Source organism: Stenotrophomonas sp. NY11291, from assembly GCF_023277365.1.
Taxonomy (GTDB): Bacteria; Pseudomonadota; Gammaproteobacteria; order Xanthomonadales; family Xanthomonadaceae; genus Stenotrophomonas; species Stenotrophomonas geniculata.
Genome location: NZ_CP096975.1, coordinates 1,955,079 through 1,970,588, shown reverse-complemented (window position 1 = coordinate 1,970,588; position 15,510 = coordinate 1,955,079). Strand labels below are relative to the sequence as shown.

Here is a 15,510-nt window from a genome sequence, read left to right as displayed (position 1 = left end):
CACGCAGATGCGCCTTGGCCATAAGCAAAGCGCCGCCGGTTATGCCGTCAGGCGATGCGTCGCAGCGGCGCCGCTACCGCCAGCGCCTGCGTAGCCAGATGGCCGGCCGCACGCTCGGTCGCCAGCGCGATCCGCGCCTGCAAAGCGGCACTGTTGATGTGCTCGCCATCGAAGTCGGCAGGCGTGGCATACACCCCGATCGGCAGCGTGTGCGCCTGCAGGAAACTGAACAACGGCCGCAACTGGTGGTCGATCACCAGCGCATGGCGCTCGCTGCCGCCGGTCGCTGCCAGCAATACCGGCGTATCCACCAACGCTTCAAGCCCGATGAAGTCGACCAGATGCTTGAACAGCCCCGGATACGATCCCCGATAGACCGGCGCAGCCACTACCAGCAGCCCGGCCGCCTCGATCGTCTGCAGCGCCTGCTCCACGGCGGGCTCCACTTCATCGCGCGACAACGACTGCCCCAGCGAGCGCGCGATTGGCGCCAGCTCCACCAGATCCACACTGGCATGCACCCGCTGCTGCAGCGACGCCAGCAGATGCCGCACCAGCAGCAACGTGCGCGACGTCGCCGAACTGGTCGGCGACCCCACCACTGCAACCACCCTCAATGCAGAAGACATGACCCTCTCCTCGGTAGCGCCGGGCCATGCCCGGCGACGTTTCGCCTGAAGCTCAGAACCGGTAATTGACCCGCCCATACCAGTACGCCCCAACGTTGCCCAGCACATCGCCGTTGTCCCAGGTCGTCTCGATGCTGGCCACGTCGGTGGCACTGCGCGCGTACTCGGGCACCTTGCGGGTGCGCTTGTCGAACACATTGTTGATGCCCAGCGCCGCACTCCAGCCCGCCCCCAGTTCCACGGCACCGGAGAGATTGGTCACCAGCACGGGCGGCTGCTTGTACTCCACGCCGTTGTTCAGGCGCTTGATCGGGCCGTAGTACGTGAAGTCGACATTCGAGCGCCAGCGCCCGTTCTGCCACCCCAGGCCGGCCACCTGCGTATAGCTCGGCGTGCGGAAGCGCAGTGCGTATTCGCTGGTCCTGGTCAGCAGGTTGATGTTCGGCAGCCCCTGCAGCGCCCCTGGAATGTCGCTGACCTTCTGGATGGTGGTGCGCCCCACGTTGGCCGCGTAGCTCCAGCGCAGCTTGCCCCACGCAGTCTCCTGGTTCGCTTCCAGGGTCAGCTCGACGCCGCGTGTGCGGGTATTGCCCACGTTGGTGAAGTAGCTCGCGTAGAACGCATCACCCGGCAGGATGCTGATGCCGGCTGACCCCAGCAGTGCATCGATGGTGTTCTTCTGCGCTGCGCTCAGCACCGTGCCGCTGTTGTCGGTGATGCGCGCCGGATCCTGTGCGTTGTAGCCGATCTGGCTGGACTGCCCGAGCTGGCCACGGATATCGATCTGGTACGCATCCACGGCCAGATGGAACGCCGGGCTCGGGTCCCAGGTCACGCCCAGGCTGTAGTTGGTGGCTTTCTCGGGCTTCAGCGGCGTGGCACCCAGTGCGATCGCCGCCGGCGAAGACACCTGCGCCACCAGCGTGGTGCCGCAGGGGCAGCTGCCAGTGGCCTGGTAGAACTGCGCACCCAGGCTGGGCGCATGGAAGCCGTTGCTGACCGTGGCCCGCACACCCAGCGCATCGGTGAAGTCGAAGCGCGTGGTCAGGCGGCCCGTGGAGACACTGCCGAAGTCGGAATGGTCTTCCCAGCGCGCGGCCGCATCCAGGTACCAGCGCGAGGTGACGTTGGTGGCCGCGCCCACATAGACCGCCTTGCTGTTGCGGGTAGCCTTCACCGCGTCCGCAGTGGAATAGCCGACGAAGGCCGCAGCACCAAAGCCGGTATACGACTCCCACTGCCCGGCCCCGCGTTCGTACTTTTCGTGCTGGTACTCGGCGCCCGCGCTCACTTCCAGCGGCGAGGCGAATGCCGCCACCTCGAAGCCACGGCGCAGATCGAGGTTGGCGATACCCTGCTGGTAGTCCAGCTTGCCGTCATAGAAATCGGTGGGCGATCCCGGGTACGGCAGCGAATAGTTCACCGAATTACGGGTGTAGGTACGCACCGTGCTGCGGTTGCCGGTCAGGCTGGCGTCGTAGTCCCAGCCCGCGATCTGGCCTTTCACGCCTGCGGTGCCGGTGTACTGTTTCTCCTTGGTTTCCAGTACCGGCAGGAAGCCATCCGGGAACACACTCAGCACGCCGGGTGCCTTGTAGGTGGTGAAGATGGTCGCCGGCAGACGGAAGTTCTGGATCGCCTGCGCGGTGCGGTCACTGGCCGTAGCGTTAGCGTAGAACTGCGCGCTTTCGCCCAGGCCATGGCCCACGTTCACCGCGAAGGCCTTCAACGCGTACGACGGCGAGCTGAGGATGGTGTTGGCCTCGGCATCGCGGTTGGCCTCAGCCGGGTTCGGCGACGCACCCGCAGGCAACCGGTTGTTCGGGCGCAATGCCACCAGATTGCCGTTGCCGTCCACCGCCGGGTAGCTCAGATAGCCATCGATGTAGCGGCGGGTGCGGATCGCATGATGCTGGCGCGTGGTCTCGCCAGACAGATTGACGAAGCCATCCTGTCCCCACGGCAGGCCCACGTTGGCACGCACGCTGGTGCGCGAACCATCACCGTCGATGCTCTGCCCGCTCTCCACGGCAAACTCACCGCCGTGCGCCTGCGACTTCAGGATCACGTTGACCACGCCGGTGATCGCATCCGAGCCGTAGATGGCCGAGGCACCATCGCGCAGCACTTCGACATGGTCGATGGCCGAGACCGGAATCAACGCCAGATCGGCCCAGGCATGGCCCGGATAGCCGCCGCCGTTTGCCCCGCTCACATAGGCACTGGCATTGCGACGCTTGCCGTTCACCAGCACCAGCGTGTAGCCCGGCGACAGGTTGCGCAGCTGGTAGCCGCGGATCAGGCTTTCCTGGTCGCTCTGGTAGCCACCAATCTGGCTCAGCGACGGCAGGCTGCGCTGCAACGCTTCCAACAGGTTGCCCTGCCCCGTAGCGGCAAGGTCCTCGGCGGAGATCACATCGATGGGCGTGGAGCTGTTCTTTACCGTGCGCGTGCTGGTGCGCGAACCGGTCACTACCACCGCATCCAGCGTGGACGCTGCCACGTTGGCTGTCGCGGCGGTGGCGGCAGGATCGGCATCGGCTTCCGCCGCATGGGTGGGCGACGCGGCGAGGATAGCTGTGATCAGAACAGCGAGAGTGCTCAGGACAGGGGCGTGGGCGGCAGGCATGGGGGCTCGTGGGGGTGGGCCGGAAACACGTTTCCATTCAAGGGCCTGTTCACCTGGCGCGACAGGCGGGATCACGTCACCCAACCGTCATATCCGGCCACCCACATGACCGCTGGTAATGACGTTAGGCCGCAGCACCGGTGCCCTGCATTCTGTAGAGCCGAGCCCACGCTCGGCTGCTCTTCGTGACGGCGTCAAGTACATCTCCTTCTGCCAGCATTGAGCCGAGCATGGCTCGGCTCTACATGCCCCGCGAGCATCACCTCATGCCCGCGCACCACTCAGCGCCATGCATCTGCACCCGTAGCATCAAGCCATGCCCAGCCCACCCGCCGATCCCACCGCGCCGCTCGTTGCCATCGTCGCCTGCCACGGCCAGGGGCTGTTCGAATTCGGCTGCGCGGTAGGCTTGTTCGCGCCGGTGCGGCCGGAACTCGGCGTGGCCTGGTACCGCACCCAGTTGTGCGCAGGCGAACCGGGTGCACTGCGCATGCTCGGCGGAACGCAGGTGCAGCTTCCCTACGATCTGAGCACTGTTGATGACGCCGACATCATCGTCATCCCCGGTTGGCGCGAACCCAGCGAACGCCCGCCACAGGTATTGCTCGATGCACTCATCCGTGCCCACGCACGTGGCGCACGCATCGCCTCGATCTGCTCCGGTGCATTCGTGCTGGCCTGGGCCGGGCTGCTCGATGGCCGCCAGGCCACCACCCACTGGCGCCTCACCGAAGCGCTGGCGCATGCGTTCCCGCGCATCGACGTGCGCGAGGATGTGCTGTACGTGGATACCGGCAGCATCATCACCTCCGCTGGTTCAGCCACCGGCATGGACATGATGCTGCACATGGTGCGCAAGGATTACGGCGCACGGGTAGCCAACCTGGTGGCCGAACGGCTGGTGCTGGCACCGTGGCGCGATGCCGGCCGCAGCCAGCGCGTCAGCCGGGCCATTCCCAATGGCGAGCCCACGCGCTTGGCAAAGCTGATGGAATGGATGCGCCGCAACCTGCGCGAGCCACATTCCCTTGGCAGCCTCGCCGAGCAGGCCGCGCTCAGCCAGCGCACGCTGCAGCGGCAGTTCCTGGAAGCCACCGGCCTGTCGCCGATCGACTGGCTGATCCGCGAGCGCGTGGCCTTCGCGCGTGAGCTGCTGGAAACCACCGACCGGCCGCTGCAGTGGATCGCCGAGCAGGCCGGCTTTGGTTCACAGGAATCCTTCCGCCGGCACTTCCGCAGCCAGGCCGACGCCAGCCCGACCGAATACCGCAGCCAGCATCGCAACGGGATCGGCGCAGACCGCCTGGTCGGCTGCTGATTCCCGGTAGTACCGGGCCATGCCCGGCGCCCCCACACCCCGCTCAGTCGTCCTGTACCAGCTTGAACTCGCGCAGCAGGCCACCGATCTGGGTCTTGTCCAGCTTGTTCATCAGCAGGTTGCGCAGGAACGCAGGCCCGGGAATATCCAGTTCCTTGCCATCGCGCAGACGACCGGTGGCGGCCAGCAGCGAGCGCACGTCGTAGGTGGAATTGAACACCTCCGGCACGCCGCGTTCGATATCCAGCAGTGTGTACACCGCCTCCATCGGCGTGCGCACCGAGTACTCGGTGGTGAAAATGCAGTCGCGCTGCTTCGATTCGGCGAACTGGCCGATGAAGGCGAAGTTCACCGCACCTTCCGGCACCACGTCCGGGCGATCACCGGCCTGGCGCGGCATGAAGAACGCGGTGATGTACGGCATCATCACCGGCACCGTCCTGGCGCCGGTTGCGGCCAGTTCATCGATTTCCTCCACCGGCACACCCAGGTGGTACAGCCACTCGCGGGTGATCTCCTCGCCGGTGCACTCCTGCATCGGCTTCTTCACGTAGTCGCCCGGCGTATCCACGAACAGCGAATACACCCAGACCACGATCTGGTCCTTGGGCTGGTTCTTGAAATGTGGCTGCCTGTTCACCGTCCAGCTCATCAGCCAGCGCGAGTCGCGCACGCTGACGATGCCGCCGGTCACCACCCTGCCACTGAAAGGGTCGCGCTTCGCTATCTTCTGGATGTAAGCCGGAATGCGCGCATCCAGCGTGGTCACCGTCGCCGATTCCCACTTGGTTTCCGGGATGTGTGCGCCGAACACGTCCGGGCGCCCGAACGCTGCATCCTTCGCGGCAATGCGTCGCCACAGGTCCCAGGCCGGCGCCGGGCCTTCGTTCAAGCGTGCCGCAGTGTGGTGGTCGCCGTTGTCCGAATTCTCGGTCAGCGAACCGATGGTCATGAACAGCAGATCGTCCGCGCCCAGATCCACGCCACCCGCCACGCCCTCGCGCGTCCAGTGGATGCGCGTGGCCTGCTTGCGGCCCGGCTGTAGATCGAAGTCGACGTCGGTCACTTCGGTGCCGTACTGGAACACCACGCCATGGTCCTGCAGCCACTTCACCAGCGGCAGCACCAGCGATTCGTACTGGTTGTATTTGGTGAACTTCAGTGCTGAAAAGTCCGGCAGGCCGCCGATGTGGTGGATGAAGCGGTGCAGGTACAGCTTCATCTCCAGCGCCGAATGCCATTCCTCGAACGCGAACATGGTGCGCCAGTACAACCAGAAGTTGCTGTCCAGGAAATCGCGGCCCAGCACTTCGTTGATGCGCTTGTTCTCCATCTCCTGCCGGGTGGCCAGGAACAGCGCGATGATGTCCTTCTGCGCCTGCTCGGTCAGCGTGAACAGGCCATCGGTGTGCGCATCCTTGCCGCGGTTGATGGTGGCACGCTGCAACGAATAGTTCGGGTCGTCCTTGTTCAACCAGTAGAACTCGTCCAGCACGCTGGCGTCGTCGATCTCCAGCGAGGGGATCGAGCGGAACAGGTCCCACAGGCACTCGAAATGGTTCTCCATCTCGCGGCCACCGCGGATCACGAAACCCTTTTCCGGCACCTTCAGGCCATCCAGCGCGCCGCCGGCAATCTGCTGCTGTTCAAGGATGGTGATGCGTTCACCGGCCATGCGCCCGTCGCGCACCAGGAACGCGGCACCGGCCAGCGAGGCCAGGCCCGAACCGACGAACCAGGCCCGCTTGCCATCGACACCAGCGGGCTTGCGCGGGCGCGCGAAGGCTTCGTAGTTGCCACTGCTGTAGTACATGCACTGCTCCTTCCTGGAGGGGTCATCAGGAACCCGCAGCGGGATGACACAGCCATCCCGTGCAGGTCATGGCCCTACTCTAGCGCCGAACCGATGTACCGTTTCCTGCACACACGCTGCGACCGAATGACGCAGCCGTGTCAGAGCTGCCGGCCCAGCAGCATGCCTGGCCATCCATCCACGTTGAACGGCGCGATGCGTGTGTAGCCACAGGACTCATAGAAGCGCACCAGATCGCCGCTGCCACCGCCGTAACAGTCCACGCGCAGATGGTCGAGCCCGGCAGCGCGCGCCTGCTCATCGGCAAACGCCATCAAGCGGCGGCCGATGCCACGCACGCGGCCATCGCGCGAAGCCACCAGCACGCGCACGTACAGCTCTGGCCCATCGGGCGCCGGTACATAGGGCATCGACTCACCCAGCGCCAGGAACGCACGCACCTCATCCAGCTCGTTCTGCGCCACCCACGCGCCGGGCAGCGCGCAGGCATCAGTCACCTGGGTGATCCGACGCGGCACCGTCGACCACGGCTCGCTGCCCCACTGCTGCAGATTACCGATCGACACGAACCATCCGATCACCTCGTCGAAGAGCCTCAGCACCGCAGGGGCGTCGGCCACGCTGGCGCGGCGGATGGTCAAGGTGTCCTTTCCAGCTTCAGTCATGCACGCACTCCTTCCAACGCATCAATCGGCTGCACCGAGGATGCCGGCCAGCGGCCAGCACTGCCAGGGCCGGAAGTCCGTGGGCCGGATTTGACATGCAGGCATTTACCTGCATATAGTCCGCTCGACGGCGGCGCCTGCCCGCCCACGCGAGGAACCTGCAATGGTGGATATCGCACACAGGGTCGGCATCAAGGCCCCCGCAAGCCAGGTGTATCAAGCCTTGGCCACCCCCGAGGGCGTCGCCGCCTGGTGGGCTGAAGACACCCATGGCGACCGCCAGACCGGTGGCACGGTCAAGGTCCGCTTCACCAACAACGGCCAGGAAATCGGCGCCATGGAAATGCTGCTCGAACAGCTCGTTCCCGGCGAGCTGGTGCTCTGGAAGTTCCTGGCCGGCCCCGCCGAATGGATCGGCACGCATGCACGCTTCGCACTGAAACAGGAAGGCGACTACTGCATCGTGCTGTTCACCCACGAAGGCTGGAAGGAACGCGTCGAGTTCACCTCCCACTGCAGCACCAAGTGGGCGGTGTTCCTGATGAGCCTCAAAGCCCTGCTGGAAACCGGCAGGGGCCAGCCCAACCCACACGACGTCAGGATCGACAACTGGAATTGAAGACGCCCCGCATGAATGCAGACAAGGTGTTCAAGGCCCTGGCCGACCCCACGCGCAGAACCCTGCTGGACCTGCTCTGCGCAGACAACGGCCAGACCCTGGGCCAGCTCTGCGAGCACCTGGACATGGCCCGGCAATCGGTCACCCAGCACCTGGGCCTGCTGGAAGACGCCAACCTGATCAGCACCGTGCGCCGTGGCCGCGAGAAGCTGCACTTCATCAACCCGGTGCCGCTGCATGAAGTCTACGAGCGCTGGGTACGCAAGTTCGAGCAGCAGCGCCTGAGCCTGCTGCATGACCTGAAACGCGAACTGGAAGGAGAATGACGATGTCCGCAGAGTCCACCCGCTTCATCCACGTGATCTACATCGCCTCCACCCCACAAAAGGTGTTCGAGGCCATCACCCGGCCCGAGATCGCCAGCCGTTACTGGGGCCACGAGAACGTCTCCGACTGGAAACCCGGCTCGCGCTGGCAGCACGTGCGCGCCAACGAAAGCCGCTCGGTAGAGCTGGTCGGCGAAGTGGTGGAAAGCACCCCGCCCTCGCGTCTGGTCATCACCTGGGCCGCCGCCTCGCAGGCCGACAATCCCGCTGCCTACAGCCGGGTGACTTTCGACATCGTGCCCTACCAGGACATGGTGCGGCTGACCGTCACCCACGACGAACTGGAGCCGGGAAGCGGCATGGATACCGGCATCCGCCAGGGCTGGCCGATCGTGCTGTCGAGCCTGAAGTCGCTGCTGGAGACGGGCAAGGGGCTGGATGTGTTCGCGAAGCCAGCTTAGTCGTCGGGAGGGTTGGCCCGCGCGAGCGGCACCGGGGAGATGGCCCCTGTTGCCGCCGCCGCGCAATCCCTAATCGCTCCCACAAATTGCATTTCATGGAACAATAGGGAGCACATGGTTCTCGAGTTCCGTTATGTCCCCCGCGTTGCTAACCGTCGATCAGGTTGCCCAGCAGCTCAGCCTGCACCCCAAAACCGTCCTGCGGCATATCCGTAGCGGCCAACTGCGCGCGACCCGCATCGGCAAGTCCTATCGCATCACCGCCGAAGACCTGGACATGTTCACCGGCACCGTGCGTGAGCCCTCCGCTGCGCGCCCACAGCTCACCACGGTGGTGGACATTCCCGGATGCGGTGCGGCACGTGCCGCCGACCTGGTCCGTGCCCTGCATGCGCGCGTCACCGGCCGCGAGGCCGACGATGAGCCGCTGCGCATGGAGACGATCTATTCGCCTGAGCACGATGTGCTCAAGCTGATCGTGATCGGTGGCCTGGCAGGGTCCACGGCGCTGCTGGTCAGCCTGCAGCGTCTGCTGCAGGACCGCAGCGCATGAAGCGGCAGCGCCCGGGCATTCCCACGCAGCACGTGCTTGCCGCCTACCGCCAGGTGCTTTCGGACTGGCCGGTACCCCACGAATCGCACCATCTCGCCACCCGCGCCGGTTCGACATTCGTGGTCAGCTGCGGTCCGGAACACGGCCCTGCCCTGGTCCTGCTGCATGGCACCCTCAGCAATGCCGCCAGCTGGATGCTCGATGCCGAACGTTGGAGCGAGTACTACCGCGTGCATGCCGTCGACATCATTGGCGAACCGGGCCTCAGCGAAGGCACGCAACCTGCGCTGGACAGCGATGCGCATGCGCAATGGCTGGATGATGTCCTCGACGCACTTGGCGTGGAAAGTGCAGCATTCGTGGGCCTGTCGTTCGGCGGCTTCCTGGCACTGGACTACGCGCTGCGAAGGCCTGCCCGGGTCAACGCACTTGTCCTGGTCAGCCCCTCGGGTATCGGGCGCCAGCGTGCATTCATGCTCAAGGCGCTGCCACTGTTGCTGCTTGGCCGATGGGGACGCGAGCGCCTTCGCCGTGCGGTCATGGGTCCCGCGCCACTGCATGCACCTGCACGTGCGCGGCCGCTGCTCGACCTGTTGGCATTGATCCGTGCCGAGGTTCGGCCACGTCCGCTGCGCATTCCCCGCATCAGCGACGAGCGCCTGGCTACCTTGAATCCGCCGGCAGCGCTTGTCATGGGCGCGCGTGATGCCCTCATCGACACCCCTGCCGCCGCCGAACGCATGAAACGGCTCGTCCCGACGGCGGACGTCACGCTGCTCGCAGACGCCTATCACTACATCCCCGGCCTGCGAGAAGACATCCTCGCCCGGCTGCGTCAACTGCAGAACCTCCAGCATGAATGATTCCATTGAACACATCGGCACCACCCGCCTCCTGCGCATCGCGCCGCAGGGCCCCGCACTCGATGCCAACGGCCTGCGCGATCTGGTCGGCGACGCCCTTGGGCACCAGGCCGAGTGGATTGCCGTGCCGGTGCAGCGCCTTTCGGCAGACTTCTTCGAGCTTCGCTCCGGCATGGCCGGTCAGTGGCTGCAGATGCTGGTGAACTACCGCCTGCACTTCGCCGTGCTGGGCGATGTCAGCGACTACCGCGCACAGAGCGAATCGCTGGACGCGTGGATCATTGAGTGCAACCGCGGCCACAACGGCTGCTTCGTTGCCGACTGGGATGCCCTTCTGGCGCGCCTTTCGGCCCCCGCCAGCGCCGGCTGAACGCCAGCCCCACACTCACCCTCACCGAACCCGGTTCCGACCGCGCTCCGACGCCCGCCGCCACAGCATCACCCGCAGGCTCCCCAGGCGACGTTCGATGCGTGCTTCAGACGCAGATTCCCTGCACAGCAAAGTGGCGGCGGTCACCCTCGGCTTCTGGGTGATGAAGATCGCTGCCACCACCCTCGGCGAGACCGCAGGCGACCTGCTGTCGATGACGCTCAACCTCGGCTACGTGGCCAGCTCGGCCATTCTGCTGGTGATCTTTACCGGCCTGCTAGGCATGCAGCTGTCGGCACGTCGCTTCCATCCGGTGCTGTTCTGGTCGGTGGTGCTGGCCACCAGCACCGCCGGCACCACCATGTCGGACCTGATCGACCGCACGCTCGGGCTGGGCTACGCCACCGGCACCAGCCTGCTGGCCGGCTGCCTGGCGCTGGTACTGCTGGCTTGGCGGGTGTCGGAAAAGTCGATCTCGGTCAGCAACATCGCATCGCGCCGCGCCGAAGGCTTCTACTGGACCGCCGTGCTGTTCTCCAACACGCTCGGCACCGCGCTGGGCGACTTCCTCGCCGACGATTCCGGGCTGGGCTTTACCGGCGGCGCTCTGCTGATCGGCAGCCTCATCGCGCTCACCGCACTGGCCAGCCGCATCAAGGGCATCAACCGGGTCATCCTGTTCTGGATCGCCTTCGTGCTCACCCGCCCGTTCGGCGCCACCTTCGGTGATCTGCTCACCAAGCCGCTGGAAAAGGGCGGGCTGGGCTTCGGCACGATCGGCTCGTCGCTGGTGCTGTTCACCCTCCTCGCCACACTGGTGGCCCTGCCGATGCTGCAGCGTAAGGCGCAGCCGGCCAGCTAGCGCGCCGTCCAGCCCCCATCCACCGGCAACGCCGTGCCGGTGATCTGCGCTGCCGCATCCGAAGCCAGGAACACCACCATTTCGCCCAGCTGCTCGGGCGTCACGAACTGCAACGAAGGCTGCTTTTCAGCCAGCAGCGCACGGGCAGCGGATTCCTGATCCGTGCCGTCCTTCTCTGCCAATGCGGTGATCTGCTGCTCCACCAGCGCCGTTCGCACCCACCCCGGGCAGATCGCATTGGCGGTGATGCCCGTGCCCGCATTCTCCAGCGCGGTCACCTTGGTGAACCCCACCACGCCATGCTTGGCCGCCACATAGGCCGACTTGTTCACCGAGCCCACCAGCCCGTGCACCGACGCGATGTTGATGATGCGGCCGGCGCCCTGCTGCTTCATGTGCGGCAAGGCCGCCGCCGTTGCATGGAACACTGCCGACAGATTCAACGCCAGGATTGCATCCCACTTCTCGACCGGGAATTCCTCGATCGACGCGGTGTGCTGGATGCCCGCGTTGTTCACCAGGATATCGATGCGGCCCATCGTCGTGACGGCACGGTCGATCAGTCCACGCACCGCCTCGCCGCGGGACAGGTCGGTCCCATCGTGCACCACCCGTACGCCGAACTCGGCTTCCAGTCCGGTACGGATGCGTTCGATCTCCGCCGCATCGCCGAAACCATTCAGCACGATGTCCGCGCCCTGCCGCGCCAGCGCCGTGGCGATGCCAAGACCGATACCGCTGGTGGAGCCGGTGACCACCGCAACCTTTCCACTGAACATGGGCGAGCTTCCATTGGGCGTATGCCGCCAGTGTAGCTCCAAGGGCCAGCCCCTTTTGAATGGCACGGCCCATGTCAGCCCAGGGTTAGAAGATGACGCTCGCTCGATCAACGGTCGCCAGCGGATTGGCCTTCCGCACCGCCTCCAGGAAAAGCAGGAAATCACGGTTGAACAGCGACAGGTTGTTGGTGAACGTTACGCACTTTCTACCCGATGCTCTGCTGAAGCACACCTGCCAGACATAGCGCGCATAGATGACGTCGGACGTTCGAGTGACTGAGGTGATCTGCGAAAGCGGAACTGCCGTGGGCACCGGGCCCCGCCGCAGGTAGAAGGATTCTGTATCAAAGAAGTAGTGCTCGCGATCCTCTTTGCCATCCACCATCACCAAGGTCATGGACGTACCGGAAATCCGGCGAGGGGGATCCAAACGCAGCCCCGATTTCACGGACGAGCGAGCAGTTGCTGCCATTCGCCGAAGGGTGAACCAGAGGATCACCAACGGAAGCGCCGCAAGGACAATGAAGCCTGCGGTCTTCAAAACAGCTTCCAGTGTGTTTGGCACACAGATCTCCAGGATGAACGTTCAGGCATTGGCGATGCCCAAGTAGATCCACGCCACGCGTGGATGCTCTGGCTTCAACGCCCCATCACTTCCAATGATCCGGCCCCAGGAACGGCAGGCTCAACACAAACACCGGCACCGCCACCGGCACCAACGCAGCGCCCAGCACCTTGCCGGCCGCCGTCCCAACCCCCGGCTTGTCCGTATCGTCCGGCCGGATCCGCTCAGCCCGCGCGGTAATCGACTGCGGCAGCTTCGCCTTCGCGGCCAGCGCAGCGGCATCCGGCAGCTTCACCCGCTCGCCATCACTCTCGAACAGCGCGCTGTAATAGCTGCCGCCCTGCCTGGAAAGATTGCAGTCCGGGTTGGCCGCCAGCTCGTAGCGGGTGCGGGCTTCAAGGATGTACGGCTGGCGCGTCAACGAATCGATGGCCTTGGCCACTCGCGGGCTGATCTCCAACCGCTCCAGCTTGAACTGCGCCGCCTGTTCCGGCGTCACCTGCTCGGGCCGCAGCAGCAGCGCGTAGCTGCCATGCACCTTGGCCCTGTCGGCCGGCACGCGCCAGTCCTCACGGAAGTACAGCTGCGCGCAGACCACAGCCTCACGCAGCGGGCTGTCCATCAAGGCGCGGTAATCACGGAACGGCGCGGCGTCGAAGCGCATCGGCTCGTCATAGACCGGCAGCAGGTACAGCTTGCCGTCGTCAGCCACGAACGCGCCGGTGATCTCGCGATTGGAATGGTGGTAGTCCGGCCCGCTGGCGCAGCCAGACAGCAGACCAAGGCACAGGGCAGAGAGAATGAAGAAGATGGACGTTCGCATGTCGTAGTGAAGGGCTTCCCTGGAAAACCGGCCTCGCCGATAAGGACGAAGCCGATCCACCATGGTGCCACGGCACCGCATGCGATGCAGAGCCCGCCTTACTTCAACCGCTGCACCAACCGCTGCCCCACCTCCAGCGCCGAAGCCGGGTTCTGCCCGGTAATCAGCTCGCGGTCCACCACCACATGCCCGGTCCACGGCGTGGTGTTGCTGCTGAACGTCGCCCCCGCCCGCTGCAACGCCGTCTGCGGGTAGAACTTCATCTCACCGCCACCCAGCAGCGGCTTGGCCTGTTCTTCTTCCTGGTTGCTGATCACCGTCATCTGGTAGCCGCTGTAGATCCACATCGGCGTTGCGGGCGTCGCACCCGCTTCCAGCTTCGCCACGAAACCACCCGCATCCGGCAGCGTGGACAGCAGTGCGATCGGCCCATGGCAGACCAGCGCGGTGGTCTTGTTGCGCTGGTGGAAATCGGCCAGCAACCGGCCCAGCGCCGGGCTCTTCAGCAGGTCCTGCATGGGTGCGTGGCCACCGGGAATGTAGACCGCATCAAAACGCGCGTAGCCCTGCTGCTCGATGCGCGCCAGGCTGACCACCGGCGAGGCCGTCGGCGAGGTCAGCGCCAGTTTCTCCAGCAGATCCTTGTGCAGCGTCAGCTGCGCGGCATCGTTGCCGAAGTATGCCGGCGTCACCGAGGACGCATCCACCGTCGGCGCCCGCCCCTGCGGCGTGGCGAAGGTCACCTCGTGGCCGGCGTCCAGCAGCAGCTTGACGGGCTGCATCAGCTCGTTGAGATAGAAGCCGGTGGACAGCACCTTGCCGTCCTTCAGGTCCAGGTGGTTTTCGTCGGACAGCACCACCAGCACGTTGGCGGCATGCGCGCCGCTGGCGGCCAGGGTCAGGGCCAGCGCTGCGGCCAGTCGGGTCATCAGGTTCATGGGGAGCTCCTATCGGGGAATGGCGGTCACTTTATTCATCGCCCCAGCGGCGATAAATTGGCCCCATCGCAAAACATCTGTTCGCCGGAGAGCCAAATGAGCCGCAAGTTCGACTACCTGGGCGATGTGGAGGTGTTCCTGGCGGTGGTCGAGCATGGCTCATTCACGGCCGGCGCGGTGGCGCTGTCCACCACGCCCTCGGTGCTGAGCCGCGCGGTCACCCGCCTGGAAGCGCGGCTGGGCCGGCAGCTGCTGCAGCGGACCACCCGCCGCGTGGGCCTGACCGACGCCGGGCGGCTCTATCTGGAACAGGTGCGCACCGCCTTCGGCCTGCTGGACGACGCCGAGCGCGACGTACTGGCCCAGGACGGTGCGCTGGCCGGCCGCGTGCGCCTGAGCGTGCCCACCACTTATGGCCACTACCGGCTGCCGCCTGTGCTGGCGCGCTTTGCGCAGCAGCACCCGCAGGTGCAGGTAGAACTGAACATCACCAACCGCAACGTGGACCTGGTGGCCGAAGGCTTCGACCTGGCCATCCGCCTGGGCCAGCTGCCGGACAGCGGGCTGGTGGGGCGGAAGCTGGAGGATGCGGCATTGCTGTTGGTGGCTTCGCCCGATTACCTGCAGCGCCGTGGCACGCCGCAGACGCTGGACGACCTGCAGCAGCACCTGTGCCTGCCCTTCGTGATGCCGCGTACCGGGCGGCTGGCGCCGTGGATCTTCCGCGACGGCGGGCGCGACGTGGACTGGCTGCCGCGTTCGTCCATCGAGACTTCCGACGATGTGCTGGGCGTGGTGTCGCTGGCCGAACAGGGCATCGGCATCTGCCAGAGCTATGAATTCATCGTGCGCGAGCGGTTGCTGCGTGGGGAGTTGGTGGAGGTGCTGCCGCAGCTGCGGGGACGGTCGCGGCCGTTCTCGGTGATCTACGCGCCGCACCGGCGGCAGTCGGCGGCGGCGCGGGCAATGATTGAGTTGCTGGTGGGGAATGCGGCTGAGGATGGCGTTGGCTGAAGCTGCGATGCCTGTTAACTGTGTCGGGTTTGAACCGATTTTTGGGGTGTGCGGCTGATCGCGCGCCGTTGCGTGGCGAGGCGAACTAAGAACTGTTGCAAAGCAGGTCGTCGCGCTATTCGCTTGTGGCATGGGCGATTGCGCCACGTTGATTCGCAATCAACAGATCAGCTGCGCGAATGCGTCTGCTGGCGTCGCGTGCTGCACGAAGGGTGCGTGCAACAATAGTTCTTGGCTCTCGGATTCCGCGATTCCTTCGCGAATTTCTATTGGCATTCGGAGC

At 65.4% G+C, this 15,510-nt stretch carries 17 protein-coding genes; 9 read left to right on the top strand and 8 right to left on the bottom strand.

Annotation, left to right across the window (positions count from 1 at the left end):
• Window positions 1–47: 47 nt before the first annotated feature.
• Window positions 48–629: an FMN reductase gene (gene msuE, locus M1L61_RS09265; protein ID WP_029379957.1), complete on the bottom strand. Its 582-nt coding sequence runs from the start codon at window positions 627–629 to the stop codon at window positions 48–50.
• A 52-nt stretch (window positions 630–681) separates the two neighbouring features.
• Window positions 682–3,258 (bottom strand): TonB-dependent receptor, encoded by a 2,577-nt coding sequence (locus tag M1L61_RS09260; RefSeq protein WP_248854617.1) that lies wholly within the window; start codon window positions 3,256–3,258, stop codon window positions 682–684.
• 316 nt (window positions 3,259–3,574) lie between these two features.
• Here M1L61_RS09260 and ftrA point away from each other — a divergent pair, with 316 nt between their 5' ends.
• On the top strand, window positions 3,575–4,576 hold the full coding sequence (gene ftrA / locus M1L61_RS09255; RefSeq protein ID WP_248854616.1) for a transcriptional regulator FtrA: 1,002 nt from the start codon (window positions 3,575–3,577) through the stop codon (window positions 4,574–4,576).
• A gap of 43 nt (window positions 4,577–4,619) precedes the next feature.
• Here the strand turns inward: ftrA and M1L61_RS09250 are convergent, their stop codons facing one another.
• Together M1L61_RS09250 and M1L61_RS09245 are read right to left on the bottom strand one after the other, a co-directional pair.
• A complete protein-coding gene (locus M1L61_RS09250) occupies window positions 4,620–6,389 on the bottom strand; it encodes an oleate hydratase (RefSeq protein ID WP_248854615.1) in 1,770 nt (589 codons plus the stop codon).
• 140 nt (window positions 6,390–6,529) lie between these two features.
• On the bottom strand, window positions 6,530–7,054 hold the full coding sequence (locus tag M1L61_RS09245) for a GNAT family N-acetyltransferase (RefSeq protein WP_248854614.1): 525 nt from the start codon (window positions 7,052–7,054) through the stop codon (window positions 6,530–6,532).
• Between the two features lie 163 nt (window positions 7,055–7,217).
• On the opposite strand from M1L61_RS09245, the gene M1L61_RS09240 reads away from it, so the two are divergent.
• The 7 genes from M1L61_RS09240 to M1L61_RS09210 all read left to right on the top strand — a co-directional run bounded on the left by M1L61_RS09240 (window position 7,218) and on the right by M1L61_RS09210 (window position 11,108).
• Window positions 7,218–7,673 carry an SRPBCC domain-containing protein gene (locus tag M1L61_RS09240; protein ID WP_248854613.1) on the top strand — a complete coding sequence of 152 codons (456 nt, stop codon included), beginning with the start codon at window positions 7,218–7,220 and terminating at the stop codon, window positions 7,671–7,673.
• Window positions 7,674–7,684: 11 nt separating this feature from the next.
• On the top strand, window positions 7,685–7,999 hold the full coding sequence (locus tag M1L61_RS09235; RefSeq protein WP_010484635.1) for a metalloregulator ArsR/SmtB family transcription factor: 315 nt from the start codon (window positions 7,685–7,687) through the stop codon (window positions 7,997–7,999).
• A gap of 2 nt (window positions 8,000–8,001) precedes the next feature.
• Entirely contained in the window at window positions 8,002–8,460 is a 459-nt protein-coding gene (locus tag M1L61_RS09230) for an SRPBCC family protein (protein WP_235651676.1), read from the top strand.
• Window positions 8,461–8,593: 133 nt separating this feature from the next.
• A complete protein-coding gene (locus M1L61_RS09225) occupies window positions 8,594–9,013 on the top strand; it encodes a helix-turn-helix domain-containing protein (RefSeq protein WP_248854612.1) in 420 nt (139 codons plus the stop codon).
• Window positions 9,010–9,876, top strand: a complete 867-nt coding sequence (locus M1L61_RS09220; RefSeq protein ID WP_248854611.1) for an alpha/beta fold hydrolase — start codon at window positions 9,010–9,012, stop codon at window positions 9,874–9,876. Before M1L61_RS09225 ends, M1L61_RS09220 begins: the two co-directional genes overlap by 4 nt.
• Entirely contained in the window at window positions 9,869–10,246 is a 378-nt protein-coding gene (locus M1L61_RS09215; protein ID WP_053442876.1) for a DUF4180 domain-containing protein, read from the top strand. The genes M1L61_RS09220 and M1L61_RS09215 overlap by 8 nt, the downstream gene beginning before the upstream one ends.
• Before the next feature lie 97 nt (window positions 10,247–10,343).
• Window positions 10,344–11,108 (top strand): hypothetical protein, encoded by a 765-nt coding sequence (locus tag M1L61_RS09210; protein ID WP_248854610.1) that lies wholly within the window; start codon window positions 10,344–10,346, stop codon window positions 11,106–11,108.
• Here M1L61_RS09210 and M1L61_RS09205 read toward each other — a convergent pair.
• From M1L61_RS09205 to M1L61_RS09190, 4 genes are all read right to left on the bottom strand, one after another.
• Window positions 11,105–11,887, bottom strand: coding sequence for a 3-hydroxybutyrate dehydrogenase (locus M1L61_RS09205; protein WP_248854609.1), 783 nt, complete (start codon window positions 11,885–11,887; stop codon window positions 11,105–11,107). The genes M1L61_RS09210 and M1L61_RS09205 overlap by 4 nt on opposite strands.
• A gap of 85 nt (window positions 11,888–11,972) precedes the next feature.
• Window positions 11,973–12,452 (bottom strand): hypothetical protein, encoded by a 480-nt coding sequence (locus M1L61_RS09200; protein WP_248854608.1) that lies wholly within the window; start codon window positions 12,450–12,452, stop codon window positions 11,973–11,975.
• Between the two features lie 85 nt (window positions 12,453–12,537).
• Entirely contained in the window at window positions 12,538–13,275 is a 738-nt protein-coding gene (locus tag M1L61_RS09195) for a hypothetical protein (RefSeq protein ID WP_248854607.1), read from the bottom strand.
• Window positions 13,276–13,373: 98 nt separating this feature from the next.
• Window positions 13,374–14,213 (bottom strand): type 1 glutamine amidotransferase domain-containing protein, encoded by an 840-nt coding sequence (locus M1L61_RS09190; protein ID WP_248854606.1) that lies wholly within the window; start codon window positions 14,211–14,213, stop codon window positions 13,374–13,376.
• Between the two features lie 96 nt (window positions 14,214–14,309).
• Here M1L61_RS09190 and M1L61_RS09185 point away from each other — a divergent pair, with 96 nt between their 5' ends.
• The gene (locus tag M1L61_RS09185; RefSeq protein WP_248854605.1) at window positions 14,310–15,227 is read left to right on the top strand and encodes a LysR family transcriptional regulator; all 918 of its coding nucleotides are present in this window, start codon (window positions 14,310–14,312) and stop codon (window positions 15,225–15,227) included.
• The last annotated feature ends 283 nt before the right edge of the window (window positions 15,228–15,510 follow it).